Raw genomic sequence first — 25,922 nt, forward strand, 5'->3', positions numbered from 1 at the left:
CTTAGCCGGACCGTCAGTGGGCGGTTTTCAGACGACCGCGCTGGGCGTCGCGATTGCGCTCGAACACCAGCCGCAGACCGTGCAGAGTCAGGTGTTGGTCGTAGTGCTCGACCGAGTGCAGTTCGGGCAGCAGCAACGGCGCGGTGTGCCCGGTGGCGACCACAGCGACGTCGTCGGCTGTCGAGAAGCCCTTGACGTCGTCGCGGATCCGTTCGACCAGGCCGTCGACCAGTCCGGCGAAACCGAAAACCGCGCCGGCCTGCATGCATTCCACGGTGTTCTTGCCGACCACCGATCGGGGCCGGGCAAGCTCGACCCGGCGCAGCGCCGCCGAACGCGCCGCCGCGGCGTCAGAGGACACCTGCACACCGGGCGCGATGGCACCACCCAGGAACTCCCCCTTGGCTGAGACCACATCCACACAGATCGACGATCCGAAGTCCACCACGATGGCCGCCTTGCCGAACTTGTCGAAAGCCGCCAGACAGTTCACGATGCGGTCGGCACCGACCTCCTTCGGATTGTCGACCAGCAGCGGAATTCCAGTGCGCACCCCCGGCTCGATCAGCACGTGCGGCACCGTCGGCCAGTACTGGTCGAGCATGATGCGCACCTCGTGCAGTACCGACGGCACCGTGGACAGCGCCGCGGTCCCGGTAAGCCGCTCGGCGTCCTCACCGACCAGACCATCGATGGTGAGCGCCAACTCGTCGGCGGTGACCTCGGATTCGGTCCGGATCCGCCATTGCTGCACCACTTTTGCGTGTTCTCTGGCCCCCGAGAGCAGGCCGACGACGGTGTGGGTGTTGCGAACGTCGATCGCCAGCAGCACGGTTACCGCACACTCATGCGCGGATCGAGCAACTCGTCTACACCATCCGGCACGAAGGCTGGGTCGCTGCCAAGGTCGATCTGCTTGTTCTCGGCGTCGACGAAAACGATCCGCGGCTGGTAAGCCCGCGCTTCGGCGTCCTCCATGGTCCCGTAGGCGATCAGGATCACCAGGTCACCCGGATGGACCAGATGTGCTGCGGCGCCGTTGATTCCGATCACTCCGCTGCCGCGTTCGCCGGTGATCGCGTAGGTGACCAGCCGGGCCCCATTGTCGATGTCGACGATCGTGACCTGTTCGCCCTCGAGCAGGTCGGCGGCGTCCATCAGGTCGGCGTCGATGGTCACCGATCCGACGTAGTGCAGATCGGCCTGGGTGACGGTGGCGCGGTGGATCTTCGACTTCAACATCGTCCGTAACATCAGTTCCTCCAATTGGGTTGGGTGCGCTCGTCCAGCCCGGAGGTGCCGGCGAGATCACCGATTTGGATTGCCACATTGTCCAGAAGTCTGGTGCTGCCCAGCCGGGCGGCGATCAACAGTCGGCCGGACCCGTGCACAGGTACCGGGCCCAGCTCGGTATCGCGCAACTGGAGGTAGTCGACTGCCAGGCCGGGGGTGGCGTCAAGTACCGCGCGGGCCGCGTCCAGTGCGGCCCGGCCACCGTAGGTAGCCGCGTGCGCACCGGCCGTCAGCGCCGCTGAAAGCGCCACCGCGAGTTCCCGCTGCTCGGCATCCAGATAGCGGTTGCGCGACGACAGCGCCAGCCCGTCGGCTTCGCGCACGGTGGGCACACCCACTACTTGCACGTCCACGTTCAGGTCGGCAACCATCTGCCGGATCAGGACCAGTTGCTGGTAGTCCTTCTCACCGAAGAAAGCACGATCGGGCCGCACGATCTGCAGCAGCTTCAACACCACCGTCAGCATCCCGGCGAAATGCGTTGGCCGGGCGGCGCCTTCGAGCTCGCCGGCCAATGGGCCCGGCTGCACGGTGGTCCGCATTCCGTCGGGGTACATCGCGGCCGCGGTCGGCGCGAACACGATGTCCACGCTCTCCTCGCGCAGCAAGGCGAGATCGTCGTCGAGGGTGCGCGGGTAGGCGTCGAGGTCTTCGCCGGCGCCGAACTGCAGCGGGTTGACGAAGATCGACACCACGACAACCGATCCGGGCACCCGTTTGGCGGCCCGCACCAGGGAAAGATGCCCGGCATGCAGGGCGCCCATCGTGGGCACCAACATCACCCGCCGGCCGGTGTGCCGCAGCGCGCGCGTGACGTCGCTCACCTCCCGCGGCGCCGAATAGAGGTTGAGTTCGCCCGGGATGAACTTGCGGGGCTGACCGAGCTTCACCGGGCCAGCACCTCGACCACGTCGGCAGGTGCGTGGGCGCGATGCGCGGTCCGCAGCGCGTTCACCCGGTAGGCCTGCGCCAGCTGCGGGTCGGCCTGCTCGAGCGCCCGCAGATGCCCCGCGACGGCGAGCGCGTCACCGCGGGCGACGGGACCCGTCAGCGCGGCCTGACCGCGCTGGAGCGTGTTTTCCAGCGCCGCCCGCGCGAGGGGTCCGACGATGCGTTCGGCGACCCCGCCGGGCTGATCGTCGATGCGCTGTTGCCCGAGCAGTTCGTCACCGCGCAGCGCCGTCCGCAGCGCCTCCAGCGCGTCGGCCAGCACCGTGACCAGATGATTGGACGCGTGGGCGAGTGCGGCGTGGTAGAGAACGCGCTCTTCCTCGCGCACGCAGAACGGCTCACCGCCCATTTCCAGCACCAGGGACTGGCCGATGGCATAACCGATCTCGTCAGCGGCGGTAACCCCGAAGCAGGTGTCCGGTAGGCGGGCAATGTCCTCGTCGGAGCCGGTGAACGTCATCGCCGGGTGTATCGCCAGCGGAATGCAGCCCTGTTCGGTCAGCGGAGCCAGCACGGAGATGCCATTGGCACCAGAGGTGTGGACGACGATGGTGCCCCGGCGCACCGCCGAGGTAGCCGCCAGCCCAGATACCAGGCCGGCCAATTCGCTGTCCGTCACCGCCAACAGCAACAATTCCGAGCCGGCTGCGACGTCTGGCGGCGGCAGCACCGGGGTGTCGGGCAGGCGACGTTGCGCCCGCGACAGGGACGCGTGGGAGATGGCACTGCACGCCACCACGACGTGGTCCGCGCGCTCCAGCGCGACTCCCAGCGCGGTGCCCACCCGGCCGGCAGAGATGATCCCCACCTTCAGCCGGGCCGGGCGCAAACCGTCGAACTGCCCCATCGCAGACGACCTCACAGATTTCTACGTTCGTTCCAGTCCCGTTTCTCGGGTACCGGACGGTCATTGAAACTGTAGTCGATTCAGCGGCCTAGACCCAGTTCACTCGTCGCGGCGGCGACGCCGGCCGCCTCCGCTGGGCTGCACCTGGAGCCGTGCCAGCAGGTCGGCAACGGTCTGACCGCCACTCGGCGGATCGTTGTCGTAGGCATCCTGGTTCAAGTCCTCGGCGCTGCGGTGCCGGGGCGCGGCCTCCTGTGGTGGGGCTAGTGGGCCCGGCCTAGGTGGCGGTGAAGGTGGCGGTGGAGGTGCCGGCGGCGATGCCGGTGCCGGCGGCGGTTCGTCTGGTATGGCATCGGTGCCCTGGGACAGGCTGCTGACGCCGTAGTCGCGATATTCCGCCGAATGCCGCGAGCGGGACCGGCGACCGCCACCGTACTGCGGCGCGAGGTCATTCGTGTCCTCCTCGACGTCCTCGGTCTCGACATCTCGGTAACGCCTCCTGCGGCCCTGCTCCTGGCCGGGCGCCTGCGCCGGCGCTGGCGGCTCAGCCGCCACCCAGTGACTGCCGCTTGTTCCGGGCGGCAACCACTGCCCAGCGGCGGCAACCGGTTGCCATTCGGCCGGTCGCGGCTCTGGCTGTGGCTCGGGCTGGGGCTGGAACTCGGGCTGCGGCTGGAACTCGGGCTGAAACTCGGGCTGGGGCTGGGGCTGAAACTGGGGCTGCGGCGCCGCGGGTGGCCGGTGGCGCGGGTTGGGCGACGGCTCGGGCTGCGCCGGCGGTACGTACTCCTGCGCGGGGGCTGGCTGCCGCGGCGGCAGCAATGGCTCCTCCGGGACATCGATGATTGCGACTTCGTCGGTGCGGGTGCGCGGGTCGTCGTCCCGGCGAACCGCAGTGACTCTGTCACTGGACACCCAGTCGGCCGGCGGACCTTCACCGTTCTGCGCACCGTTGTGACCGTGACCGCGGTCCGGCAATGCCCGCGCGGCGTCTCTGCCCAAGGTTTCGAGCGCGGGGCGTTGTTCCAGGTCGGTGTCGAAAAGGATCTCCAGGTTGGTTCGCAGCGCGGACAACTCCGCCCGCAGCGCGGCGACCTCGTCAGCGGCCTGCGAACGCAGCTCGGCGGCCAATTCACGACGCAACTGCGACTCGACCGTGAGCTCGTATTCGCGGCGGGCCGAGATTTCCCGGTCCAGCTGCAGGTCGTACACCAACTTCATGTCGCGAGCCCGCGCCTGGTCCGCCTCGGCCTGCCGCCGGTAGAGCACGGACACGAAAGCGCCGGCAACGGCGGCCCACAACGCCAGGATCACAGCGAGCTTGAGGAGTTCCACCCGATCGGTGAAAACCAGAGCGGAGCTGGCCCCGATCGCCAGGACCAGCAACGTCGTCAAGAGCACCCAACCCGGCCTGCGGCCGCCGCGCCGGACCCGGGCGCCGCGGGACAGAACGGTCATGGCCCCTGACTGTACCGGGCGAGGTCAGTTGGCGTGTCGCGCCAGTCCGGCGATTCTCACGCCGAGTTGCCGCACGGCTAGGTCTCGGCTCCTTCGCCGTGCTCACCCGGATCCTGGGGCGGCGACTTGCAGCAATGTTGCAACCACAGTGCGACCACCAACAGGGCCAGCGCGCTGGCTGCCGCCACGACCGCGCCCCCGGTGTCCTCGGCGGCTGCCCGCATCCAGGACCGGCGCGGCAGAAAGTACACCAACACCCCGAGCCACCAACCCAACATCACCGCGCCCACCCAGGCCGATGCCTTGGCGACCATCAGGCTGCGCGCCACAGCCAGCGGGTGCAGCCAGCCGGGAGCGTCGCCGATCTCACCCTCGCTGATCTTGGCGCGTACGTTGCGGGCCCACAGTCCTTCGGCGACAGCTACCAGCAGCAGCGAAACGCCGCTCCACACGGTGATCGGCGGGTAGTAGCGGTACAACGTCGTGATCAACAGATAACCCACCACCGCGAAGCCGAGCACCACGGCCGCCAGGTCCCGTTTGCGGGTAGGCCCCATCAGGTTTCCAGCGTCCACGACGTCAGGCGCACACCGGCACGCTCGGCTGGGTCGAGTTCGGCCAGTAGGTCACGCACTGGCCGGTCGAGTTCAGCGGTCGGGTCGGCGTCCAGCCACGGCACCAGGACGAACGCCCGCACCCGCGCCCGTGGGTGCGGCAAGGTGAGTTCGCGTTCATCCAGGGTGATCTCACCGTGTTCGTCGTAGCAGGCGATCAGGTCGACATCGAGCGTGCGCGGTCCCCAACGCACCTCCCGCTTCCGCCGCGCGGCGCACTCGAACTCCTGCGCCCGGCGCAGCCACGAGTACGCATCGCGAGCCGAATCCTCGGCGATCACTACGGCATTGAGGAACGGGCCCTGCTCCACCCCACCCCAGGGGTCCGTCTCATACACCCGCGAGACCGCGGTCACCGCCTCCCCCAGACCGGCAATCACCGACTGCAGCTGGGCCATCCGGTCACCCAGGTTGGAGCCGATGGACAGCACCACTCGCGTCACAGACGCCGCTCCTCGTCGCCGGTGCGCGTCATACCGCGCCGCCCGCCGGGACTATCGAACCCCGACCGCCACGGCGTGACCGGCGCGTCACCACCGCTACATCGTCGAACTCCTGCGAGATGGGGGCGTGCGGCTTGTGCACGGTCACCTCTACGGCGTGTAACCGCTCGTCCTTCATCACCGCGTCGGCGATCTCCGCCCCGACAGTTTCGATCAGATTCCGCGGCGTCCCGCCGACGATGTCAGCTGCCAGCTGGGCCAATTGCGCGTAGTTGTATGTGTCGGCAAGGTCATCGCTGGCGGCGGCCCGGGCCAGGTCCATCCACACCGTGATGTCGACGACGAAGTCCTGCCCGTTCTCGCGTTCGTGTTCGAACACGCCGTGCCGGCCACGAATCGTCAACCCGCGCAACTCGATCCGGTCAGCCATCGTGTTCAGGCCCCTTCCCGCGCTGCCATGCCTCAACGACTTTGACGGCGTCGACGGAGCCGCGCACGTCGTGCACCCGGACGCCCCAAGCTCCATGCAGGGCCGCGAGCGCCGAAATCACCGCGGTCGCCGTTTCGCGCCCGTCGGCAGCCCGCGGCGCACCGTCCGGTTCTGCCAGCAGCGAACCGAGGAATCGTTTCCGCGAGGCGCCGATCAGAACCGGGAACCCGGTGGCGACCAACTCGGGCAGGGCCCGTAACAACGCCCAATTGTGTTGTGCTGTCTTGGCAAATCCCAGGCCCGGATCAATCAGCAGCTTGCCGCCGTCGACACCCGCGGCTATCGCGTCGTCCACACTCGCCAGTAGCTCAGCGCGAACGTCGGCGACCACGTCCCGGTAGTTCGGGACCCGGTGCGGATTGTCGGCTGACACCCGGCGCCAGTGCATCAGCACCCAAGGCACCCGGGCATCGGCGACCAGCGGCGCCATCGCGGGGTCGGCCCGGCCACCGGAGACGTCGTTGACGAGTTGGGCGCCGTTCTCCAGCGCCGCACGCGCGACCTGTGCATGCATGGTGTCGATGCTGACGGTGATGTGCTGTGCGGCAAGGGCTTTGATCACCGGAATGACACGGGCCGCTTCGACGTCAGGATCCACCCGGGCGGCGCCGGGGCGCGTCGATTCGCCGCCCACGTCGACGATGTCGGCACCCTCGGCGGCCAATGCCAGACCATGCCGGATGGCGCCGTCGGCATCGAGGTAGCGCCCACCGTCAGAAAACGAATCGTCCGTGACGTTGAGCACCCCCATAACCTGCACGGGCGCCAAACTCACTTACGCAGAATGAGATCGAGCGCTTCGGCTCGGGAGGCGGCGTCGGTCTTGAACTGACCGCGCACCGCCGAGGTGGTCGTGACTGAGCCGGGTTTGCGAACGCCACGCATCGCCATACACAGATGCTCGGCCTCCACCACCACGATGACCCCGAGCGGATCCAGCCGTTCCACCAGGGCATCGGCTATCTGACTGGTCAGCCGCTCCTGAACTTGCGGTCGCCTGGCGAAAAGGTCAACCAGGCGCGCGATCTTCGACAGGCCCGTCACCCGGCCCTCCGCGCCCGGGATGTACCCGACGTGCGCGACCCCATGGAACGCGACCAGATGGTGTTCGCAGGTCGAGTACAGCGGGATCTCTTTCATGATCACCAGTTCGTTGTGGTCTTCGTCGAACATGGTGTTGAGCACCGAGGCCGGATCGGTGTAGAGGCCGGCGAAAATCTCCCGGTACGCCCGTGCCACCCGCGCCGGGGTATCGCGCAGCCCTTCACGGTCGGGGTCTTCCCCCAACGCGATCAGCAGCTCCCTTACCGCCGCTTCAGCGCGGTCCTGATCGAAGTTGCGCACCCGGGTATCCCTGGAATCCAGCTGTGTCATCCGAACCGCCCTCGGTGCTGATCGGAGGGCTCGTCGGTATCGGAGTCATCGGTATCCGAACCGGGATGGCCGGATGCGGTTTGTGGTTGATTCGACGGGCGCGGCGGCCATCCGGGTGCGTGCCAGTCGGCCGGAGCGCCGTAGTCGGGCTGGGTGGTGCCATGCGATCCGTTGGGACCGGGAGCACCCCCGGTGCCATTGCCTTCTGACTTGGCGTCCTCGGCGGCCCTGCTGGCGCGCGCGATGGCAGCCTTGAACGCCGGTTCGGGCACCGGCTGCGGCCAGGGCTCACCGCGTTCGATCGCCAGCTCGCCGGGGGTCTTGATCGGTGGCTTGTCGGACGGGATCCGGCCGCCGAAGTCGTCGAAAATGGTGAGCCTGGGACGTTTCTCGACCTCACCGAAGATCGCTTCCAGTTCCGGCCGGTGCAGGGTTTCCTTCTCCAGCAGCTCACCGGCCAACGTGTCCAGGACGTCCCGGTACTCGGTGAGGATCTCCCAGGCTTCGGTGTGCGCCGCCTCGATGAGTTTGCGGACCTCTTCGTCGATCGCACCGGCAACCTCGTGTGAGTAGTCCGCCTGATTGCCCATGGTGCGGCCCAGGAACGGATCTCCGTGTTCGGTGCCGTACTTCACCGCACCCAACCGCGCGCTCATGCCGTATTCGGTGACCATCGCGCGGGCGACCTTGGTGGCCTGCTCGATGTCGGACACCGCACCGGTAGTGGGCTCGCGGAACACCAATTCCTCGGCGGCGCGTCCGCCCATCGCGAACACCAGCTGGGCGATCATCTCCGAGCGGGTGCGCAGGCCCTTGTCTTCTTCTGGCACGGCCACCGCGTGCCCGCCGGTGCGGCCGCGCGCCAGGATCGTCACCTTGTAGACCGGGTCGATGTCGGGCATCGCCCACGCCGCCAGGGTGTGTCCGCCCTCGTGATAGGCGGTGATCTTCTTCTCGTGTTCGCTGATGATGCGGCCTTTGCGGCGCGGACCGCCGATCACCCGGTCCACCGCCTCTTCCAGGGCAGCGCCGGTGATGACCGTGCCGTTCTCGCGGGCGGTCAGCAGTGCAGCTTCGTTGACGACGTTGGCCAGATCAGCACCGGTCATGCCCACGGTCCGCTTGGCCAGCCCGTCCAGGTCGGTGTCGTCGGCGATCGGCTTGCCCTTGGAGTGCACCCGTAGCACCGCCCGACGCCCGGCCAGATCGGGATTCGACACCGGGATCTGCCGGTCGAAGCGACCCGGCCGCAGCAACGCCGGATCCAGGATGTCGGGCCGGTTGGTGGCGGCGATCAGGATGACCCCGGCGCGATCACCGAAACCGTCCATCTCGACGAGCAGCTGGTTCAGCGTTTGTTCGCGCTCGTCGTGCCCGCCGCCGAGCCCGGCACCCCGCTGGCGGCCCACCGCGTCGATCTCGTCGACGAAAATGATGCACGGGCTGTTTTGTTTCGCCTGCTCGAATAGGTCGCGGACGCGCGAGGCACCGACGCCGACGAACATCTCGACGAAGTCGGAGCCGGAGATGGTGAAAAAGGGAACGCCGGCCTCTCCGGCAACAGCGCGGGCCAGCAAGGTCTTTCCGGTACCCGGCGGGCCGTAGAGCAGCACGCCTTTGGGGATCTTGGCGCCGAGTGCCTGATACCTGGAGGGGTTCTGCAGGAAGTCTTTGATCTCGTACAGCTCCTCGACGGCCTCGTCGACGCCGGCGACGTCGGCAAAGGTGGTCTTGGGCATGTCCTTGGACAGTTGTTTGGCGCGCGACTTACCGAAGCCGAAGCCCATTCGGGCCCCGCCCTGCATGCGGGAGAACATCACGAACAGGCCCACCAGCAACAGCAGCGGCAGCACGTAGACCAGCAATTCGCCCAGGATGCTGCCTTCGTTGACAACCGTGGCGACCTTGGCCTTCTTGGCGTTGAGCGCGTTGAAGAGGTCGACGCCGTAGCCGGTGGGGTACTTGGTGATGACCTTGTCGGAGTTCTCGGTGTCGTCGTTGCCCTTCTTCAGGGTCAGGCGCAGCTGCTGTTCACGGTCGTCGATCTGCGCAGACTTGACGTTGTCGCTGCTGATCTGGGCCATCGCCACCGACGTGTCGACCGGCTTGTACCCGCGGGTGTCGTCGCTGAAGTAGAAGAACGACCAACCGAGCAACACCAATACGGCGACCGCCGTCATCGTGCGGATCACGTTTTTACGGTTCATCACTCACGGCCGAGTCGGCCAGGTCCTTCCCAATACACACAGCTGGAAATGTCCAGGTTACCGCCCATGGCGAACACCAGCTCCGGCAGAGCCGGGGCGCGACGGCTCGGCACACTCGAAGAGACAACGATCAGGGGTTCCCGACGCAGCGGTTACTCGTAATACCGCGCCTCGACCACGTTTCCGTCCGGATCTGGGAAGTAGTACCCCTGCGGGGCCCACCCGCGCGCGCCGAAGGAATTGTCCAGCCGCGCACTGGTGTCAATTCCTTCTGCCTGTAGCCGCCGATCCAAGTCGTCGTACTCCGACTTCGCCATCGATATGCAGACGTGATTCACGCGATGGCCCGCGCTTCCAGCCACCTTCGTCATCGAGTCGGTGAAACCGGCGCCGTCGGCCGCCATCAGGTCGATGATCGAGTCGTCACTCACCCGCACGCTCGGAAACGGGGCGTCGCCGGCTTCGAACTCGTCGAACCGCACCGGAGCCAGCCCCACCACCCGGGTGTAGAAGTCCATCGCCGCCCGTTGGTCTTTCGTCCACAGCACCACATGGTCCAGTCGCATGGATCACCATCATGCGCGGCAGCACTCGCGATATCTACCGGGTATGCCGGCGCTAAGTCTTTAGAAGCCTCTAGAAGGCTCAACAAGGCTGCGCCAAGCCTTCTCAGCCCGCTGCCGTTGTGCTTTGGTGTGACGATGGGTTCACCTACCGAACGGTTAGTTGACACCAACGGTGTGCAGTTGCGGGTTGTCGAGGCCGGCGACCGCGGTGCGCCCGTGGTGGTCCTGTGCCACGGGTTTCCGGAACTGGCGTACTCCTGGCGTCACCAGATTCCGGTTCTGGCCGATGCCGGTTATCACGTCCTGGCACCGGACCAGCGCGGTTATGGCGGCTCGTCGCGACCGGACGCCGTCCACACCTACGACATCCACCACCTGACCGCCGACATCACCGGCTTGCTCGACGACGTGGGCGCCGAGCGTGCGGCGTGGGTCGGCCACGACTGGGGCGCCATGGTGGTGTGGAACGCGCCGCTGCTGCATCCCGATCGCGTCGGCGCCGTGGCCGCATTGAGTGTTCCGCCGGTGCCGCGGGCGAAGCGGCCCGTCACCGTGGCGCTCAAGCGCACATTCGGCGACAACTTCTTCTACATCCTCTACTTCCAGGAACCGGGAGTCGCCGACGCGGAGTTGAACGGCGATCCCGCCCGCACCATGCGCCGGATGATGGGCAGTTTGCAATTGTCCGGTAACCAGGATGCGGCGTTGCGCATGGTGGCGCCGGGACCCGAAGGCTTCATCGACCGCCTACCGGAACCCGACGGACTACCCGATTGGCTCACGCAGGACGAAATCGAGTACTACGTAGCGGAATTCACTCGCACCGGCTTCACCGGCGGGTTGAACTGGTACCGGAACATGGACCGCAACTGGGAGACCACCGCGGATTTGGACGGTGTCACCATCACGGTGCCCTGCCTGTTCATCGGCGGCACAGCCGATCCAGTGCTCAGCTTCACCCGCCGAGACCGTGCCTCGGAGGTAGTCAGCGGCCCCTACCGTGAGCTGATGATCGACGGCGCTGGCCACTGGTTGCAGCAGGAACGGCCCGACGAAGTCAACTCTGCTCTATTGGAATTCCTCAAGGGAGTGAAATGGTGAATGCTCCAATGCGATTCGGCGTCTTCATCACGCCGTTTCACCCGACCGGCCAATCGCCGACGGTGGCGCTGGAATACGACATGGAGCGCGTGGTAGCGCTGGACCGGTTAGGCTTCGACGAAGCATGGTTCGGCGAACACCATTCCGGCGGTTACGAATTGATCGCCTGCCCAGAGGTGTTCATCGCCGCCGCAGCGGAGCGGACCAAGCACATCCGACTGGGGACCGGCGTCGTCTCATTGCCGTACCACCACCCACTGATGGTGGCCGACCGGTGGGTCCTGCTGGATCACTTGACCCGCGGGCGTGTCATGTTCGGCACCGGCCCCGGAGCATTGCCGTCCGATGCATACATGATGGGCATCGATCCGGTCGACCAACGCCGCATGATGCAGGAATCCCTCGAGGCGATCCTGGCCCTGTTCCGCGCCGCGCCCGAGGAGCGTATCGACCGCCACACCGAATGGTTCACCCTGCGCGATGCCCAGTTGCATATTCGTCCATACACCTGGCCGTACCCGGAAATATCAACGGCCGCAATGATTTCGCCATCTGGACCGCGGCTGGCCGGCGCGTTGGGCACCTCCCTGTTGTCACTGTCGATGTCGGTGCCGGGCGGTTACGCCGCCTTGGAGAACACCTGGGAAGTGGTGTGCGAGCAGGCCGGCAAAGCGGGACGCCCGGAGCCCGACCGCAGCGACTGGCGGGTGTTGAGCATCATGCACATCGCCGATACCCGCGATCAGGCGATCGACGACTGCACCTACGGACTCATGGACTTCGCCAAGTATTTCGGCGCCGCCGGATTCGTGCCACTGGCCAACACTGTCGAGGGTGCGCAGACGCCCCGCGAGTTCGTCGAAGACTATGCGGCAAAGGGGAACTGCTGCATAGGCACGCCGGAGGACGCCATTGCCCACATCGAGGATCTGTTGGAGCGGTCCGGCGGCTTCGGCACGCTGCTGCTGCTGGGCCACGACTGGGCGTCTCCGCAAGCCACCTTCCATTCCTATGATCTGTTCGCCCGCAAAGTGATTCCCTATTTCAAAGGGCAACTCGAAGCGTCGCGCGCATCCCACGAATGGGCCAAGGACAAACGTGAGGAGCTGATCGGGCGTGCCGGTCAGGCCGTTGTGCAAGCCATCACCCAGCACGTCGCCGAACATGACGGTGCGGGCAACTGATGCGCGCGGCGGCATTGCGCGGCGGGCGCATGGTCTATCGCGACGACGTTCCCGATCCCATTCCTGGACCGGGCCAGGTGCTGGTGGCCGTGCGCGCCTGCGGAATATGCGGCTCAGACCTGCATTTCGCCGCACACGGCGGCAAGGTGTTGGAGATGACCAACCAAGTCGCCGGTGCATCGGGGGGCATGCACGTCGATCTGGATCGCGACATCTTCATGGGTCACGAATTCAGTGCCGAGGTGCTCGAAGCGGGACCCGACACCGACACCCACCCGCCGGGAACACTGGTCACGTCCCTGCCAGTCCTGCTGTCAGACAAGGGCGTCGAGCCGATCGTCTACAGCAACACCACAGTCGGTGGTTACGCCGAGCGGATGCTGTTGTCCGCGCCGCTGCTCTTACCCATTCCCAATGGCCTGGATTACAAGCGTGCCGCACTCACCGAACCGATGGCGGTGGGACTGCACGCGGTCAACAAGTCCAACATCACCGTCGACGAGGCGGCCCTGGTGCTGGGCTGCGGACCAATCGGCATCGCCATCATCGCGGCGCTGAAGGTGCGTGGCGTCGAAAATATTGTCGCAGCGGACTTTTCACCCAAACGCCGGGAGATCGCCGCCGCCATGGGCGCGCATCTCGCGGTTGATCCGGCCCAGAGTTCCCCCTTCGACGCCGTCAAGGCCACCGTGATATTCGAAGCCGTGGGCGTGCCCGGAGTCATCAACGATGTGCTGCGCAAGGCCAGGCGGAACTCCCGTCTGGTGGTCGCCGGGGTATGCATGGAACCCGACACAATCCATCCGTTTTTCGCCACCGCCAAGGAGATCAGTCTGCAATTCTCCCTGGCATACGACATGGACGAGTTCAGCGCTTCGCTGCGCGCAATCGCCGAGGGCGACATCGACGTGAGCCCGCTCATCACCGGCGAGGTCGGTCTGGATGGGGTCGGCGCAGCTTTCGACGATCTCACGGATCCGGAGCGGCACTGCAAGATCCTGGTGACGCCATAGCGCGCAGGTGAGTTCGCCTCCTGCGCGTTACCCCGCGAACGGTGGGCGTGTCATCACGGTCGGATGGAACCCGTAGCGGGGAGCGTTCGCCGCCCCCAGGCCGCGGCCGAGCCCGCCGGTGAGCGGCATGCCACCCAACATGTGCTCACTCGGCGCTGCGGCCTCGGCGACAGCCCCCGGCGTAGCGAGTGGCAGCGTAGCCATCCGCCCGATTCCAGGAGTCGCGGACGCCCAGGCATTGGGCACCGACAGCCCGCCGATCTGCGCGGCCTTGCCGATTCCGCCCAAACCGCCCAGACCTCCGCTGCCCAGCCCCGAGAAGCTGAAGTTGTGCGGCAGCGCCTCCAGCGCTTTTGCGGCTTCCGCGGCGGCCTTGGCCGGAGGGAAGAACGTCTGGCCCAGGCCAGTGATGTCCCGGAACGTGGTCGCAAACAGCCGGGTCGGAGAAACCAGCCTGATGAACGCGTCGATACCGCTGCCGGCATCCAGCGTCGCGGAACCCGTCAGGGCCGCCACCACGTCGCCGATCGGCCCGTCGAAGGTGATCGAATCGCTGGCGAGGGTGACCGGCAGACCCAACGCCGAGGCCAGGGGGTTCAACGCGGCCATACTCCCCAACGTGTTCGGCAGATTGGAAATCAACTGCTGTAGTTGCGGCACGTCGGCCGCGGCAGTGCTGCCGACAGCCTGGCTGACCGCGGCGGCCTGTCCGGCCAGCGCGGTTGGTGTGGTCGTGGGAGTCGGCGGGGTGAACGGCTCCAGGGCCGCCGCTTGCGCCGATGAGCCGGCATAGCCGTACATCACACCGGCGTCCTGCGCCCACATCTCCGCATACTCAGCCTCGACGACCGCGATTGCGGGCGTGTTCTGACCGAAGATATTGGTGGCTACCAACTGGGCCAGCAGCGCACGGTTCGCCGCGACCTCCGCCGGAGGCACCGTCCCGGAGAACGCCGCTTCATAGGCAGCGACCGCCGCTGCGGCCTGGGCACCCGCTTGTTCAGCCAGCAGCGCTGTGCTGTCCAGCCAAGTCAAATGGGGTGCGGCCGCCGCGGACATCGCCGCTGCGGCCGGTCCCATCCACGGCCCAGCAGTCAAGCCGGACAACAGCGCGCGGTAGGAGCCCGCCGTCGCATGGAGTTCGCCGGCCAGCCCATCCCAGGCCGACGCCGCGGCCATCATCGAACCTGCACCAGGGCCGGAGTACATCAACGTGGAGTTGATCTCCGGCGGAAGTAAAGCGAAGTCCACTCTTCCTACTCCCCCGCCCTAGCCAATGCTGGCGGCGTTGGCGGCCTCGGTGTCCGCGTACGAACCCGCGGTGACGGCAAGCGTGGTGGCCAGTTGGTCCTGGACCGCGGCCGCCTGCGCGCTGATCACCTGGTACAGGCGTGCGTGTGCGGCGAACTGAGTGGCCGTCAGCTGCGACACCATATCGGCGGCCGCAGGGACCACCCCGGTTGTCGGTGCTGCCGCGAGTTCATCCCCAGACCGGGCCATTGCGTTGATGGACTGCAGTTCCCCGGCCACGCCGGCCACGATTTCGGGCCGTGCGATCACGAGCGACATGTGTGTTCCTTCCTCAAAGGCACTTGCTCCATGAGTTCAGTGATCGGTTCTCGTCACTGAATCGCATCCTTGGCCAGGCTAGGCAGCGACTCACGCACAACACAGCACTCAGAAAGCCTGTTCACTATCGGGTCGACAACAATTCATTTCCACCGGTGCGAATACTGCTAAGATGCCGCGTTTATATGAAAATGGCCTGAATCTCCCTACGATTCGTCAGCTTGACATATAGTGGCCATTTCCTAGACAGGTTCGCCGACGCATGCCGTTTGCTACACATATTGGGCGCCGCGCTGGGAACGGCGATGGAGCTGCGGAAACCGAGACCAATTCATTTGCTGAGAGGTGCCGTCACCGCCGACGCGAGTTATGCCTCGCTCATATGAATCACAGATATGATTTGAGCCCCATTTGAATACTTGCCAAACTACGGTCGTGGAACAAAAGGGTGATATGCGGAGCCCCTCTGGCTGATCCATGGGATGGTCCCGCCTAAAAGCCCTGTATATCCCCCATACCGGTATGTTTCGAGCTTCTTCGACCACCCTGTCCCAGGGGTGCGCCACTCACCGTGCGGCGCGCTCGCGAATCTGAACGCAAGGTTAACTAGCACCGTCGCCGCTCTGACAGCGTTTTGTCGCAGAAGGGCAGCGGCACCACCGCTAGGGTCCAGCCATGCCGATTGCAAACCGCACCCGCAGCGCGATCGCAGCAGTCGCCGCCGGCCTGACACTGGCCACCGCGGCAGGCTGCGACTCGCACCCCGCCACCGGTTCCGCGAGCGATCCACGTCAGGTGACCGTGCTCGGATCCGGTCAAGTCCAGGGTGTCCCGGACACCCTGACCGCCAACGTGGCCATCGAATTCACCGCAGCCGATGTGACCACCGCAATGAACCAGACCAACGATCGCCAGCAAGCGGTGATCAACGCATTGGCGGAAGCCGGCCTGGACCGCAAGGACATCCGCACCACGCAAGTCGTCCTGCAGCCCCAGTACACGTCCCCGGCGCCGACTGAAGCCGCAACTGTCGCCGGATACCGGGCGGACAACACGATCGAGATCAAGATCCACCCGACCGACGCGGCATCAAGGCTGCTGGACCTCGTCGTCCGCACCGGTGGCGACGCCACCCGGATCCGTTCGGTGAACTACTCGATCGCCGACGACTCGCAGTTGGTGAAGGACGCCAGGACGCGCGCCTTCGAGGATGCCAAGAACCGTGCCCAGCAGTACGCGCAACTTTCCGGACTGCACCTGGGCAAGGTGCTGTCCATCTCCGAGTCCTCCAGCCCCCCGCCGACGCCCGGGCCACAACCCGCACCTGCCCCGCGCGCCTCCCTGGCGCCGCTCGAACCCGGACAGCAGACGGTGAACTTCTCGGTCACCGCGGTCTGGGAGCTGACCTGATCGGCTACTGATAGACCCGCGGATCCAGAGTGCCGATGTAGGGCAGGTCCCGGTAGCGCTCGTCGTAGTCGAGGCCGTAGCCGACGACGAAGTCATTGGGAATGTCGAAGCCCACGTAAGCGATCTCGACGTTGGCGCCGACTGCGTCCGGCTTGCGCAGCAGCGTGCATACCCGCAGCGAACGCGGATGGCGGCTGGTGAGGTTGCGCAGCAACCAGGACAGCGTCAGCCCGGAGTCGACGACGTCCTCCACGATCAGTACGTCGCGGTCGTGAATGTCGCGGTCGAGATCCTTCAGGATTCGCACCACGCCCGACGAGGACGTCGAGGAACCGTAGGAGCTCACCGCCATGAACTCGAACTGAGTCGGCAGCGGAATGGCCCGGGCCAGGTCGGTGACGAACAACACCGCACCCTTGAGCACCGTGATCAACAACAGATCCTGGCCGCTGCTCGCAGCCACATCGCGGTAGTCCTCGGCGATCTGCTCGGCGAGCTCGGCGATGCGCGCCTGGATCTGCTCCTGGGTGAGCAGCACCGACTTGATGTCCCCCGGGTACAGCTCGGCCGTCACGTGCACAGCGTGCCACGCCGAGCGGTGCCAGACCAAAGGAAGCGTCAAATTGTCTCCTGGCGCAACGTAAGTAGGCCGTCACGCCGACCTGCCACCAGGCGTCGCCCCCGCAGCGTCGATCCCACCGCCACCCCGCCCTGACCGCGCCAGACGGTCACCAGAGTGTCCACCCCACGGATCTGCTTGTCGGTCAGGCCGATTGCCCCGCCGGCCAGCAACCACGCACGAATCACCCGGCGTCGCACCGGCGCGGACAACTCCGAAAGTGCCGCAGTGTTCAGCCCCTGGTTCGTCGTGACCTCGGGCAGTGCCGCGTCCGCGATGGCGTCGATGAGCTCGGTGTCCTCACGCAGCGCCGTCGCGGTACGGGCCAGCGCCTCGGCCACGCCACCCCCCAGCACCTCTTCCAACAGCGGCAGTACCTCGTTGCGCAACCGGACGCGAGTGAAGCGCCGGTCCGCATTGTGCGGGTCCCGCCACGGTTCGAGGCCGAGCTCCGTACAGGCGGCGTGGGTCACCTGCCGTCGCACCCCGAGCAGTGGGCGGCACCACGGCGGATCACAAGGCCGCATGCCGGCTATCGACCGGGCGCCCGAACCGCGACCCAGGCCCAGCAGGACCGTCTCGGCCTGGTCGTCGAGGGTGTGCGCCAACAGCACCGGGCCGTCCCGATGCCGATCCAGCGCCGCATAACGGGCGGTGCGCGCCGCGGCCTCGGGTCCGCCATCGACACCGACCTCGACGCGCAGCACCCGCGCCTGCTCACAGCCCAACGAAATGGCTTGCGTCCGTGCACTTTCGGCGATTTCAGCCGAGCCGGCCTGCAATCCGTGGTCCACGATCAGCGCGGTAGTGGGGCGCAGCCGCGCGGCCGCGGCAGTGAGCGCCAAAGAATCCGGCCCCCCGGACAAACCCACCGACCACGGACCGTCCGTGTCCAGCGCGGCCAACTGTGTCTGCGCGAATTCATTTACCGCCCGGCGCAGTTGGGCTACAGCACCCTGTCGATCCATCGCTGCGGCTGGTCGATCTCGATGGGCAGGGGCAATGTCTCCGGGCTGGTCCACACCGTGTTGAACCGCTTCATGCCGACCCGTTGCACCACCTGGTCGACGAACACCTTGCCGCGGGTGTACTGGCTGAGTTTGGCTTCGACTCCCAACAGCGCGCGCACCAGTCGTGCCAGTGGGGGTTGTTTGCGCTGACGGCGTTCGTCGAACCGGCGCCGGATGGTGGCAACCGACGGGACGACCATCGGCCCCACCGCGTCCATCACGTGTTCGGCGTGGCCTTCGAGCAGCGTGCCCAGGACCAGTAGCTGATCCAAAGCCTTGCGCTGAGGCTCGGATTGCACGGCCCGCATCAAACCGAGAATGCCTGTGGCACTGGCTTCGTCCGACGCATTGCCGCGGCTACGCACGTACTCGGCGAGCCGGCCGGCCACCTCGCGGATGTCTTCGGCGGGTTCCTGGGTCAGCAGACCCAACGAGCTCGACATGTAGTCCGCAATCCACGGGTTGGCGGTGAACTGCACCCGGTGGGTCACCTCGTGCAGGCACACCCACAACCGGAAGTCAGACGGGCTGACCTTCAGTTGCCGCTCGACGGCGATCACGTTCGGATAGACCAACAGCAGGGTGCCCGCGCGCTCGTCCGAACCGCCTCCGGACGGATTGAACGGGTCGTATTGCCCAAGGATGCCCGAAGACACAAACGCCAGCACCGCACCGGTCTGCGCGCCGGTGAGCCGCCCGGTGATGAACCCGCGCGGTTTCTCGCTGCCGTTCGTCATTGCGCGCATCGACTGGGCCGCGGCCCGGATCCATTCCGGGCGGTTTACCACGCGCGCCGGCGGCACCGGGCCCGCGGTCATCAGACCCGTGACGTCGCGGACCGGGGGCTCGGCCTGCTCGGCCGCCCGCATCAACTCCTCGACCACCTGGCGGTGCGTGTAGTCGGAGGTCACCGGGCCACCGCGGGCCAGCTTCTCGCCCACGGTGGCGGCGAAGCCCCAATCGACGGCGTTGCCCATGGTGAGTCCGGAGGACGAGGATCCGGGTTGGGTCACGTCACGCACCCGCAGAACCACAATCTGGTGGCCAACGCATCGAGCGCGTTGCGACCGTTCGGGCCGGCGTCGTTGGACAGGAAGGCGAACGTCAGCACCCGCCCACTGGCGTCGGTGAGCAGGCCGGCCAACGAGTTCACCGCGGTCAGCGAGCCGGTCTTGGCCCGCAGCCAGCCGGCTGGCCCCTGGTCGGTGGACCGGTCCAGGAAACGTTCCCCGAGTGTGCCGCTGCCACCGGCGATCGGCAGCAGATCCAACAGGGCCCGCACCGACGACTGATCCGGTCCCGCCGCGGCCTGAATAGTGCCGTCCAGAGTCCGGGCCGTCAGGCGGTTGTTCACCGAGAGCCCGCTGGAATCCACCAGCGCGGTCCCGGTGGTGTCGACGTGGGCGGTGTTGAGCCGGCTCATCACGGCGTCGACGGCGCCGGTGAAGCTGCGCGGCCGGTTGATCGCGGCCGCTACCTCGCGGCCGATGCACTCGGCCATGACGTTGTCCGAGGCGTTCATCATCTGGGACAGCCGCTGAATCAACGGCGGTGATTGCACAACTGCCAGTTGCCGCGCGCCGGCCGGGGCCGAACCGATGGTCACGACCCCCGGATCCAAGCCGAGCGCGATCGCCAACTCGCGTCCCGCATCCAGCGCCGGCGTCTTGGACCGTCGGGAGTTGACCGTGGTGGGCTGGATACGGCCCGCGTCGATCATCGCCGCCTCGATCGGGGCGACATCGCCGTTGTCGATGTCGGCCGGGTCCCAGCCTGGAGCCAACGTGGGACCGCTGAACGCGGAGATGTCCACCTGCACGGCCGTCGGTGTCACGCCGCTGCGATGCACCTGTTCAACCAGATCGTTGATGCGCGCCGCGCCGTGATACCAGGTCTCCACACCGGGCGGAGCCGCCGAAAGCGTCGGATCCCCGGCACCCACCAGCACGACAGGGCCCTGCGCGCTCTGCCCGGCCGCAACCACCCGGGTGCTGATCCTGGCCTGCCGGTCCAGGGTGAGCAGGGCAGCGGCGGCGGTCAGGACCTTATTGGTCGACGCCGGAATCATCGGCTGGTCATCGAGCTGGCGCCAGATTTCCTTACCGGTCATCGCATCCGTGATGCGACCGGCCAGCCTGCCCAGATTCGGATCGGCCGCGGCGGCCGCCAGCGCTGCCGCCACGCCGCCCGCGCTGGGTGTGGCCGCGTTGTCGGCGACCGGCGAGACGGCTGCCTTGACCGTGGGTGGTCGCGGTGGGGGGACGGTGGAGCGCGCACCGCCGGTGCCGTGCCCACCCGTGGTGAAGAGCACCGCGGCGGCCACCACGGCCGCAACGAACGCGAGCACCACCAGCCCAACAAGCACGTGGGTGGACTTGCGCCAGCGTTTGGGGCCCATGAATTCCTGCGCGATCGTCTCGGTCTCTTGTTTTCGTGACCCATTCTGCCGAACCGGCCGCAAAGCACTACCGCGGCACCCGCTGGATTAGTGTGTAGCCGTGCAATTCGACGTGACCATCGAAATTCCAAAGGGCCAGCGCAACAAGTACGAGGTCGATCACGAGACCGGTCGGGTGCGTTTGGACCGCTACCTCTACACCCCGATGGCCTACCCCGCCGACTACGGCTTCATTGAGGACACGCTGGGTGAGGACGGGGACCCGCTGGATGCCCTGGTGCTGTTGCCGCAGCCGCTGTTCCCTGGCGTGTTGGTGGAGGTACGGCCGGTGGGCATGTTCCGGATGGTCGACGAAGCCGGCGGCGACGACAAGGTGCTGTGCGTCCCGGCCGGCGACAATCGGTGGGACCACATCCAGGACGTCGGCGACGTTCCGGCATACGAACTGGACGCCATCAAGCACTTCTTCGTGCACTACAAGGACCTGGAGCCGGGCAAGTTCGTCAAGGCGGCCGACTGGGTGGGTCGTGCGGAGGCCGAAGCCGAGGTGCAGCGTTCGGTGGAGCGGTTCAAGACCGAAGGGCACTGAGCCCTAGTGTCGCCACGGTGACGGACGGCGCGGGCACCCCGGGAGCTGCGGGGGCCGCCGTGGGACCGGTCACGCGCGGCAGTGTCGCGCGCGTGGGCACCGCAACGGTGCTGACCGCGTTGTGCGGCTACGCGGTGGTGTACCTGGCCGCCCGCAATCTGTCCCCGAGCGGCTTCTCCAAATTCGGGGTCTTTTGGGGCGCATTCGGGCTGGTCAGCGGGGCCGCCAACGGGTTGCTGCAGGAGACCACCCGCGAGGTGCGCGCGATGCAGTACCTGGATTCGCCCGGTGCGTCCCGGACCCACCCGCTGCGCGTCGCCGGCCTGGTCGGCCTGGTGTCGGCCGTCCTGGTTGCGGGCAGTTCACCGCTGTGGGGCGCACGGGTGTTCGTCGAAGCGCGCGGGGTTTCGGTTGCGTTGCTCAGCATCGGGTTGGCCGGGGTCTGTCTGCATTCGACTCTGCTGGGCATGCTGGCCGGTTTCGATCGGTGGGGCCAGTACGGGGTCCTGATGGTGACCGACGCAGTGATGCGCGTGACGGTCGCAGCTGCCACGTTTGTGATCGGCTGGGGCCTGGTCGGGTATTTGTGGGCAACGGTCGCGGGTTCGGTGGCCTGGTTGATCGTCCTGGCCGGCTCATCGAAGGCGCGCGCCGCGGCACGCCAGCTGACGCCGGGCAGCACGTCGACGTTTCTGCGGGGCGCCGCGCACTCGATCACCGCCTCCGGCGCCAGCGCGATCCTGGTGATGGGCTTCCCGGTATTACTGAAGCTGACCTCTGCCGATCTGGGCGCCGAGGGCGGCGTCATCATCCTGGCCGTGACACTGACCCGCGCGCCGCTGTTGGTGCCGCTGTTCGCGATGCAGGGCAATCTCATCGCGCACTTCGTCGACGAGCGCGGCCACCGGCTACGTGCACTCATCTCCCCCGCGCTGCTCATCGCGGCGGTTGGCGGATTGGGAGTGCTGCTGGCCGGGCTGGTGGGCCCGTGGTTGTTGCGGGTGGCGTTCGGGACGGACTACCAGGCCAGCAGCGCGCTGTTGGCCTGGCTCACGGCCGCGGCTGTGGCAATCGCGCTGTTGACCCTCACCGGCTCGGCGACGGTCGCCGCCGCTCTGCACCGCTCGTATTCGCTCGGCTGGGTTACCGCGACAGTGGCCTCCGGGCTGCTACTCATGCTGCCGCTCGCGCTGGAAGCCCGGACTGTGGTGGGCCTGTTGTGCGGCCCGCTGCTGGGAATGGTCGTCCATCTGGTCGCCTTGGGGCGTGGCGGACGCGCCAGCGCCTGATTCAGTGCTGGTCCAGCGTGTACGTTGTGGCTTGCAATGGGTTCTGAAACGCATGACGTCTGGATCGTCGTCCCCAACTTCAACGAAGGCCCCGTCATCGGCGAGGTGATCTCCGAGCTGCGATCGGTCTTCGACAACGTCGTCTGCGTGGACGACGGCAGCACCGACGGCAGCGGCCAGATCGCCCGGCAGGCCGGTGCGCACCTGGTGCGCCATCCGATCAATCTCGGTCAGGGCGCGGCCATTCAGACGGGCATCGAGTATGCCCGCAGCCAGCCCGGTGCCAAGGTTTTCGCCACCTTCGACGCCGACGGTCAGCACCGCGTGAAAGACCTGGCGGCGATGGTGGAGCGGCTCCTGGTCGGTGACGTCGACATTGTGATCGGCACCCGGTTCGCTCGCGCGGTCGGCAGCAGGCCGCCGCTGCTGAAGCGGATAGTGCTGCAGACCGCGGCGCGACTGAGCCGCCGCGGCCGCCGGCTTGGCCTGACCGACACCAACAACGGCCTGCGGGTGTTCAACAAGACCGTCGCCGACGGGCTGAACATCACCATGAGCGGCATGAGCCACGCCACCGAGATCGTCATGATGGTCGCTGAAAACCATTGGCGGGTAGCCGAAGAGCCAGTCGAGGTGCTCTATACCGAGTACTCCAAATCGAAGGGTCAGCCGCTGCTGAACGGCGTGAACATCATCTTTGACGGCTTCCTGCGGGGCAGGATACGGCGGTGAGAAGGACGGCTGAATGAACTGGATCAAGGTGCTGTTGATCGGGTCGATCATCGCGCTGCTGATCTTCCTGCTGCGGTCGCGCCGCAGCGCCAGGGCGCGGGCCTGGGTCAAGGTGGGTTACGTGCTGTTCGTGCTGCTCGGCATCTACGCGGTGATCCGGCCAGACGACACCACGGTGGTCGCGCACTGGTTCGGGGTGAATCGCGGCACCGACCTGATGTTGTACGCGCTGATCATGGCGTTCAGTTTCACCACATTGAGCACCTATATGAGGTTCAAAGACCTGGAATTGAAGTACGCGCGGTTGGCGCGGGCTATCGCGTTGGAGGGGGCGCAACTGCCCGACCCGCGCTGACGCTAGGTGCGCGTGGGCGATAGCAGCTAGGCGTGTCTGTGCCGGAAGAAGTCGACGGTACGACGCACACCTTCGTCCAGACCCACCTGCGGGCGCCAGCCCAAAACCTGTGCCGCTAAGTCGATGTCAAGACAGGAACGCCGCAAATCGCCCAGCCGTGCCGGGTGGAACTGCGGGTCGTCGGGTCCCTCTACGGCGGCGGCCACGGCCGAATGCAGTTGGCGGTCCGAGGTTTCGATGCCGGTGCCGACGTTGAACCGCTGCCCCCCGCCCTGGTTGCCCGATGCCCGCACGAAGGCGTCGACGACGTCGTCGACGAATACATAGTCGCGGGTGTTGGAGCCGTCCCCGAAAACCTTGGTGGGCTTACCTTCCAGCAGCGCCTGCGCGAAGATCGCGACCACCCCGGCCTCGCCGTGCGGGTCCTGACGCGGGCCGTAGACGTTGGCCGGCGCGATGTGCGAGCAATCCAGCCCGTATAGGTGGCGGAAGGTATTCAGGTAGATCTCTCCGGCCACCTTTCCTGCGGCATAGGGCGATGCGGGATCGGTCGGCACCGTCTCCGGCGTCGGGAACCGCGGGGGAACACCGTAGATGGACCCGCCGGAGGAGGTGTGGACGATCTTGCGGACTCCGGTGCGGCGGGCGGCCTCGGCCAGCCGGACCGTACCCACCACGTTGACCGAAGCGTCGAATTGCGGATCGGCCACCGAGTGCCGGACATCGATCTGGGCGGCCAGGTGAAAAACCACCTCGGGTTTGTGCTCACCGAGGATGGCCTCTAGGTCCGCGGTCACGATATCGGCCTCGACAAAGACGTGCGCGGGGTTGCCGGCCAGATGCTCGAGGTTGGTCGCGCGACCCGTCGCGAAGTTGTCCAGGCTCACTACCGTGTGACCGTCGGCCAGAAGGCGGTCGACTAGCGTCGACCCGATGAAACCGGCTGCCCCGGTGACCAGTGCGCGCACCGGCCCACCATACAGAGTGGTGTTCGCCGCAGCCGCACTGATCGTGGCGCAGCTCGGGATTCGCGCCGCACTCGCATTCGGGGGCTACTTCTACTGGGACGATCTGATTCTGGTCGGCAGGGCCGGCACGCAAGGACTGCTCTCGCCGTCCTATCTGTTCGACGACCACGACGGACACGTGATGCCAGGCGCGTTCTTGGTGGCCGGGGCGATCATCCGGCTGGCGCCCCTGGTGTGGACCTGGCCGGCAGTAAGCCTGGTAGTGCTGCAACTGCTGGCCTCCCTGGCGTTGCTGCGGGCGCTGTACGTGATCCTGGGGTGGCGGCCGGTGCTGTTGATCCCGTTGACCTTCGCGCTGTTCAGCCCGCTGGGGGTGCCGGGTTTCGCCTGGTGGGCGGCCGCGTTGAACTCGCTGCCGATGCTCACGGCGATGGCGTGGGTGTGCGCCGATGCGGTGCTGCTGGTGCGCAGGGGTAACAACCGCTATGCCGCGACGGGCATGCTGGCCTACCTGGGCGGCTTGCTGTTCTTCGAAAAGGCTGCGGTGATCCCGTTCGTCGCGTTCGCGGTGGTCGCCCTGCTCGGCCATGTCCGGGGCGAGGCGAACCCGCTGCGCACGGTCTGGCGAGCGGGCCGCCGGCTGTGGGTGGGGTCGCTGGCAATCACCGTCGGCTGGGTGGCGTTGTACCTGTCGGTGGTCAATCAGCGCCGGTGGAGTTCGGATCTGGCGATGACGTGGGCGTTACTGCGCCGCTCGATCACGCACGGGATAGTGCCGGGGTTGGCAGGCGGCCCGTGGGACTGGGCCAGGTGGGCGCCGGCCTCGCCGTGGGCCACTCCGCCGCTGTCCGTGATGCTGCTCGGATGGCTGGTTTTGGTTGTTTTGCTTGCGATTTCGTTTATCCGCAAGCAGCGCATCGGACCGGTGTGGCTGACCGCGGCAGGTTATGCCGTGGCCTGCCAGGTGCCGATTTATCTGATGCGCTCATCTCGGTTCACCGCGCTCGAACTGGCCCAGACTCTCAGGTATTTTCCCGACCTGGTGGTGGTGCTCGCGCTACTGGCAGCGGTGGCGTTCACCGCGCCCAACCGTGATTCGGCCCGCCCGCTGGACGCATCCCGGTTGCGCACGGTGCTGACATGTGTTGCGGCGCTGTTGTTTTTGGCCAGCAGTGGCTACTCCACCATCACCTTCCTCGCGGCGTGGCGCGACAACCCGGCCGAGCCCTACCTGAAAAACGCGCGCGCCGGCTTGGCGGCTGCGAACCGGGCGGTTCCGCTGCTGGATCAGGAAGTCGATCCGCTGGTGCTGCAACGGGTGGCCTGGCCGGAGAACCTGACCAGCCACATGTTCGCCTTGTTGCGTGACAGACCCGAATTCGCTCCCGCGACAACACAATTACGAATGTTCAACAGCAAGGGCCAGCTCGTCGACGCCCGGG

28 protein-coding genes are annotated in these 25,922 nt (G+C 66.7%); 9 read left to right on the plus strand and 19 right to left on the minus strand.

Annotated features, from left to right (window positions below; translation table 11 throughout):
* Positions 1-13 precede the first annotated feature (13 nt).
* From A5636_RS18955 to A5636_RS19010, 12 genes are all read right to left on the minus strand, one after another.
* Positions 14-832 carry a type III pantothenate kinase gene (locus A5636_RS18955; protein WP_065160178.1) on the minus strand — a complete coding sequence of 273 codons (819 nt, stop codon included), beginning with the start codon at positions 830-832 and terminating at the stop codon, positions 14-16.
* 2 nt (positions 833-834) lie between these two features.
* Positions 835-1,254, minus strand: coding sequence for an aspartate 1-decarboxylase (panD, locus tag A5636_RS18960; RefSeq protein WP_065160179.1), 420 nt, complete (start codon positions 1,252-1,254; stop codon positions 835-837).
* Complete coding sequence (gene panC / locus A5636_RS18965; protein ID WP_065160180.1) at positions 1,254-2,183, minus strand: pantoate--beta-alanine ligase; 930 nt, start codon at positions 2,181-2,183, stop codon at positions 1,254-1,256. Before panC ends, panD begins: the two co-directional genes overlap by 1 nt.
* Positions 2,180-3,091, minus strand: a complete 912-nt coding sequence (locus A5636_RS18970) for a Rossmann-like and DUF2520 domain-containing protein (RefSeq protein WP_065160181.1) — start codon at positions 3,089-3,091, stop codon at positions 2,180-2,182. The genes panC and A5636_RS18970 overlap by 4 nt, the downstream gene beginning before the upstream one ends.
* A gap of 99 nt (positions 3,092-3,190) precedes the next feature.
* Entirely contained in the window at positions 3,191-4,549 is a 1,359-nt protein-coding gene (locus A5636_RS18975) for a DUF6779 domain-containing protein (RefSeq protein WP_065160182.1), read from the minus strand.
* Between the two features lie 77 nt (positions 4,550-4,626).
* On the minus strand, positions 4,627-5,106 hold the full coding sequence (locus A5636_RS18980) for a DUF3180 domain-containing protein (RefSeq protein ID WP_065160183.1): 480 nt from the start codon (positions 5,104-5,106) through the stop codon (positions 4,627-4,629).
* Positions 5,106-5,606, minus strand: a complete 501-nt coding sequence (gene folK / locus A5636_RS18985; RefSeq protein WP_065160184.1) for a 2-amino-4-hydroxy-6-hydroxymethyldihydropteridine diphosphokinase — start codon at positions 5,604-5,606, stop codon at positions 5,106-5,108. Before folK ends, A5636_RS18980 begins: the two co-directional genes overlap by 1 nt.
* 28 nt (positions 5,607-5,634) lie before the next feature.
* Positions 5,635-6,036, minus strand: a complete 402-nt coding sequence (folB, locus tag A5636_RS18990; protein WP_065160185.1) for a dihydroneopterin aldolase — start codon at positions 6,034-6,036, stop codon at positions 5,635-5,637.
* A complete protein-coding gene (gene folP / locus A5636_RS18995; protein WP_081287878.1) occupies positions 6,029-6,871 on the minus strand; it encodes a dihydropteroate synthase in 843 nt (280 codons plus the stop codon). Before folP ends, folB begins: the two co-directional genes overlap by 8 nt.
* Positions 6,868-7,470, minus strand: coding sequence for a GTP cyclohydrolase I FolE (gene folE / locus A5636_RS19000; RefSeq protein ID WP_065160186.1), 603 nt, complete (start codon positions 7,468-7,470; stop codon positions 6,868-6,870). The genes folP and folE overlap by 4 nt, the downstream gene beginning before the upstream one ends.
* Positions 7,467-9,677 (minus strand): ATP-dependent zinc metalloprotease FtsH, encoded by a 2,211-nt coding sequence (gene ftsH / locus A5636_RS19005; protein ID WP_065160187.1) that lies wholly within the window; start codon positions 9,675-9,677, stop codon positions 7,467-7,469. Before ftsH ends, folE begins: the two co-directional genes overlap by 4 nt.
* A 152-nt stretch (positions 9,678-9,829) precedes the next feature.
* Entirely contained in the window at positions 9,830-10,243 is a 414-nt protein-coding gene (locus A5636_RS19010) for a VOC family protein (RefSeq protein ID WP_065160188.1), read from the minus strand.
* 135 nt (positions 10,244-10,378) lie between these two features.
* Between A5636_RS19010 and A5636_RS19015 the strand changes: the two genes are divergently transcribed.
* Genes A5636_RS19015 through A5636_RS19025 form a run of 3 tightly spaced genes read left to right on the plus strand, consistent with a single transcriptional unit; the run spans position 10,379 to position 13,541 of the window.
* The gene (locus A5636_RS19015) at positions 10,379-11,344 is read left to right on the plus strand and encodes an alpha/beta fold hydrolase (protein ID WP_065160189.1); all 966 of its coding nucleotides are present in this window, start codon (positions 10,379-10,381) and stop codon (positions 11,342-11,344) included.
* On the plus strand, positions 11,341-12,528 hold the full coding sequence (locus tag A5636_RS19020) for an LLM class flavin-dependent oxidoreductase (protein WP_155763895.1): 1,188 nt from the start codon (positions 11,341-11,343) through the stop codon (positions 12,526-12,528). The genes A5636_RS19015 and A5636_RS19020 overlap by 4 nt, the downstream gene beginning before the upstream one ends.
* Positions 12,528-13,541 carry a zinc-binding dehydrogenase gene (locus tag A5636_RS19025; protein ID WP_065160191.1) on the plus strand — a complete coding sequence of 338 codons (1,014 nt, stop codon included), beginning with the start codon at positions 12,528-12,530 and terminating at the stop codon, positions 13,539-13,541. The genes A5636_RS19020 and A5636_RS19025 overlap by 1 nt, the downstream gene beginning before the upstream one ends.
* A 27-nt stretch (positions 13,542-13,568) precedes the next feature.
* Here the strand turns inward: A5636_RS19025 and A5636_RS19030 are convergent, their stop codons facing one another.
* Both A5636_RS19030 and A5636_RS19035 read right to left on the minus strand, forming a co-directional pair.
* Positions 13,569-14,750, minus strand: a complete 1,182-nt coding sequence (locus A5636_RS19030) for a PPE family protein (RefSeq protein WP_065160204.1) — start codon at positions 14,748-14,750, stop codon at positions 13,569-13,571.
* Between the two features lie 60 nt (positions 14,751-14,810).
* Positions 14,811-15,110, minus strand: coding sequence for a PE family protein (locus A5636_RS19035; RefSeq protein ID WP_065160192.1), 300 nt, complete (start codon positions 15,108-15,110; stop codon positions 14,811-14,813).
* A 675-nt stretch (positions 15,111-15,785) separates the two neighbouring features.
* Here A5636_RS19035 and A5636_RS19040 point away from each other — a divergent pair.
* Entirely contained in the window at positions 15,786-16,520 is a 735-nt protein-coding gene (locus tag A5636_RS19040; RefSeq protein WP_065160193.1) for an SIMPL domain-containing protein, read from the plus strand.
* 4 nt (positions 16,521-16,524) lie between these two features.
* Here A5636_RS19040 and hpt read toward each other — a convergent pair whose 3' ends face one another.
* The 4 genes from hpt to dacB are packed head-to-tail and all read right to left on the minus strand — an operon-like array spanning position 16,525 to position 20,547.
* Positions 16,525-17,130 (minus strand): hypoxanthine phosphoribosyltransferase, encoded by a 606-nt coding sequence (gene hpt / locus A5636_RS19045; RefSeq protein ID WP_065160194.1) that lies wholly within the window; start codon positions 17,128-17,130, stop codon positions 16,525-16,527.
* Positions 17,131-17,138: 8 nt separating this feature from the next.
* Positions 17,139-18,107 carry a tRNA lysidine(34) synthetase TilS gene (gene tilS, locus A5636_RS19050; RefSeq protein WP_065160195.1) on the minus strand — a complete coding sequence of 323 codons (969 nt, stop codon included), beginning with the start codon at positions 18,105-18,107 and terminating at the stop codon, positions 17,139-17,141.
* Positions 18,086-19,126, minus strand: coding sequence for a zinc-dependent metalloprotease (locus A5636_RS19055; protein ID WP_065160206.1), 1,041 nt, complete (start codon positions 19,124-19,126; stop codon positions 18,086-18,088). Before A5636_RS19055 ends, tilS begins: the two co-directional genes overlap by 22 nt.
* 32 nt (positions 19,127-19,158) lie before the next feature.
* Positions 19,159-20,547, minus strand: a complete 1,389-nt coding sequence (dacB, locus tag A5636_RS19060) for a D-alanyl-D-alanine carboxypeptidase/D-alanyl-D-alanine endopeptidase (protein ID WP_155763896.1) — start codon at positions 20,545-20,547, stop codon at positions 19,159-19,161.
* A gap of 100 nt (positions 20,548-20,647) precedes the next feature.
* Between dacB and A5636_RS19065 the strand changes: the two genes are divergently transcribed.
* From A5636_RS19065 to A5636_RS19080, 4 genes are read left to right on the plus strand one after another with little or no spacing between them, the layout of a single operon-like run.
* Positions 20,648-21,136, plus strand: a complete 489-nt coding sequence (locus A5636_RS19065) for an inorganic diphosphatase (protein ID WP_065160196.1) — start codon at positions 20,648-20,650, stop codon at positions 21,134-21,136.
* Positions 21,133-22,425 carry a hypothetical protein gene (locus A5636_RS19070; protein ID WP_155763899.1) on the plus strand — a complete coding sequence of 431 codons (1,293 nt, stop codon included), beginning with the start codon at positions 21,133-21,135 and terminating at the stop codon, positions 22,423-22,425. Before A5636_RS19065 ends, A5636_RS19070 begins: the two co-directional genes overlap by 4 nt.
* A 36-nt stretch (positions 22,426-22,461) precedes the next feature.
* Positions 22,462-23,157 carry a glycosyltransferase family 2 protein gene (locus A5636_RS19075; protein WP_065160197.1) on the plus strand — a complete coding sequence of 232 codons (696 nt, stop codon included), beginning with the start codon at positions 22,462-22,464 and terminating at the stop codon, positions 23,155-23,157.
* Positions 23,158-23,170: 13 nt separating this feature from the next.
* Complete coding sequence (locus A5636_RS19080) at positions 23,171-23,512, plus strand: DUF2304 domain-containing protein (protein ID WP_065160198.1); 342 nt, start codon at positions 23,171-23,173, stop codon at positions 23,510-23,512.
* 26 nt (positions 23,513-23,538) lie between these two features.
* Here A5636_RS19080 and A5636_RS19085 read toward each other — a convergent pair whose 3' ends face one another.
* Complete coding sequence (locus A5636_RS19085; protein WP_065160199.1) at positions 23,539-24,480, minus strand: NAD-dependent epimerase/dehydratase family protein; 942 nt, start codon at positions 24,478-24,480, stop codon at positions 23,539-23,541.
* Here A5636_RS19085 and A5636_RS19090 point away from each other — a divergent pair.
* Positions 24,446-25,922, plus strand: a 1,477-nt coding sequence (locus A5636_RS19090; protein ID WP_065160200.1) for a hypothetical protein, incomplete at its 3' end; no start/stop codon positions are given. The genes A5636_RS19085 and A5636_RS19090 overlap by 35 nt on opposite strands.

Origin of the sequence: Mycobacterium asiaticum (assembly GCF_001673315.1) — a bacterium.
In the GTDB taxonomy this organism is placed as follows: Bacteria; Actinomycetota; Actinomycetes; order Mycobacteriales; family Mycobacteriaceae; genus Mycobacterium; species Mycobacterium asiaticum_B.

What these genes read in the sequence shown, in the direction of transcription:
- A5636_RS18980 (WP_065160183.1), bottom strand. Translation starts at nt 5,106, where the DNA reads ATGGGGCCTACCCGCAAACGGGACCTGGCGGCCGTGGTGCTCGGCTTC.
- A5636_RS19040 (WP_065160193.1), top strand. Translation starts at nt 15,786, where the DNA reads ATGCCGATTGCAAACCGCACCCGCAGCGCGATCGCAGCAGTCGCCGCC.
- A5636_RS18975 (WP_065160182.1), bottom strand. Translation starts at nt 4,549, where the DNA reads ATGACCGTTCTGTCCCGCGGCGCCCGGGTCCGGCGCGGCGGCCGCAGG.
- A5636_RS19080 (WP_065160198.1), top strand. Translation starts at nt 23,171, where the DNA reads ATGAACTGGATCAAGGTGCTGTTGATCGGGTCGATCATCGCGCTGCTG.
- A5636_RS19030 (WP_065160204.1), bottom strand. Translation starts at nt 14,750, where the DNA reads ATGTACTCCGGCCCTGGTGCAGGTTCGATGATGGCCGCGGCGTCGGCC.
- A5636_RS18970 (WP_065160181.1), bottom strand. Translation starts at nt 3,091, where the DNA reads ATGGGGCAGTTCGACGGTTTGCGCCCGGCCCGGCTGAAGGTGGGGATC.
- dacB (WP_155763896.1), bottom strand. Translation starts at nt 20,547, where the DNA reads ATGGGCCCCAAACGCTGGCGCAAGTCCACCCACGTGCTTGTTGGGCTG.
- folE (WP_065160186.1), bottom strand. Translation starts at nt 7,470, where the DNA reads ATGACACAGCTGGATTCCAGGGATACCCGGGTGCGCAACTTCGATCAG.
- folB (WP_065160185.1), bottom strand. Translation starts at nt 6,036, where the DNA reads ATGGCTGACCGGATCGAGTTGCGCGGGTTGACGATTCGTGGCCGGCAC.
- ftsH (WP_065160187.1), bottom strand. Translation starts at nt 9,677, where the DNA reads ATGAACCGTAAAAACGTGATCCGCACGATGACGGCGGTCGCCGTATTG.
- panD (WP_065160179.1), bottom strand. Translation starts at nt 1,254, where the DNA reads ATGTTACGGACGATGTTGAAGTCGAAGATCCACCGCGCCACCGTCACC.
- A5636_RS19055 (WP_065160206.1), bottom strand. Translation starts at nt 19,126, where the DNA reads ATGGGCAACGCCGTCGATTGGGGCTTCGCCGCCACCGTGGGCGAGAAG.
- A5636_RS19025 (WP_065160191.1), top strand. Translation starts at nt 12,528, where the DNA reads ATGCGCGCGGCGGCATTGCGCGGCGGGCGCATGGTCTATCGCGACGAC.
- A5636_RS19015 (WP_065160189.1), top strand. Translation starts at nt 10,379, where the DNA reads ATGGGTTCACCTACCGAACGGTTAGTTGACACCAACGGTGTGCAGTTG.
- A5636_RS19035 (WP_065160192.1), bottom strand. Translation starts at nt 15,110, where the DNA reads ATGTCGCTCGTGATCGCACGGCCCGAAATCGTGGCCGGCGTGGCCGGG.
- A5636_RS19075 (WP_065160197.1), top strand. Translation starts at nt 22,462, where the DNA reads ATGGGTTCTGAAACGCATGACGTCTGGATCGTCGTCCCCAACTTCAAC.
- A5636_RS19010 (WP_065160188.1), bottom strand. Translation starts at nt 10,243, where the DNA reads ATGCGACTGGACCATGTGGTGCTGTGGACGAAAGACCAACGGGCGGCG.
- tilS (WP_065160195.1), bottom strand. Translation starts at nt 18,107, where the DNA reads ATGGATCGACAGGGTGCTGTAGCCCAACTGCGCCGGGCGGTAAATGAA.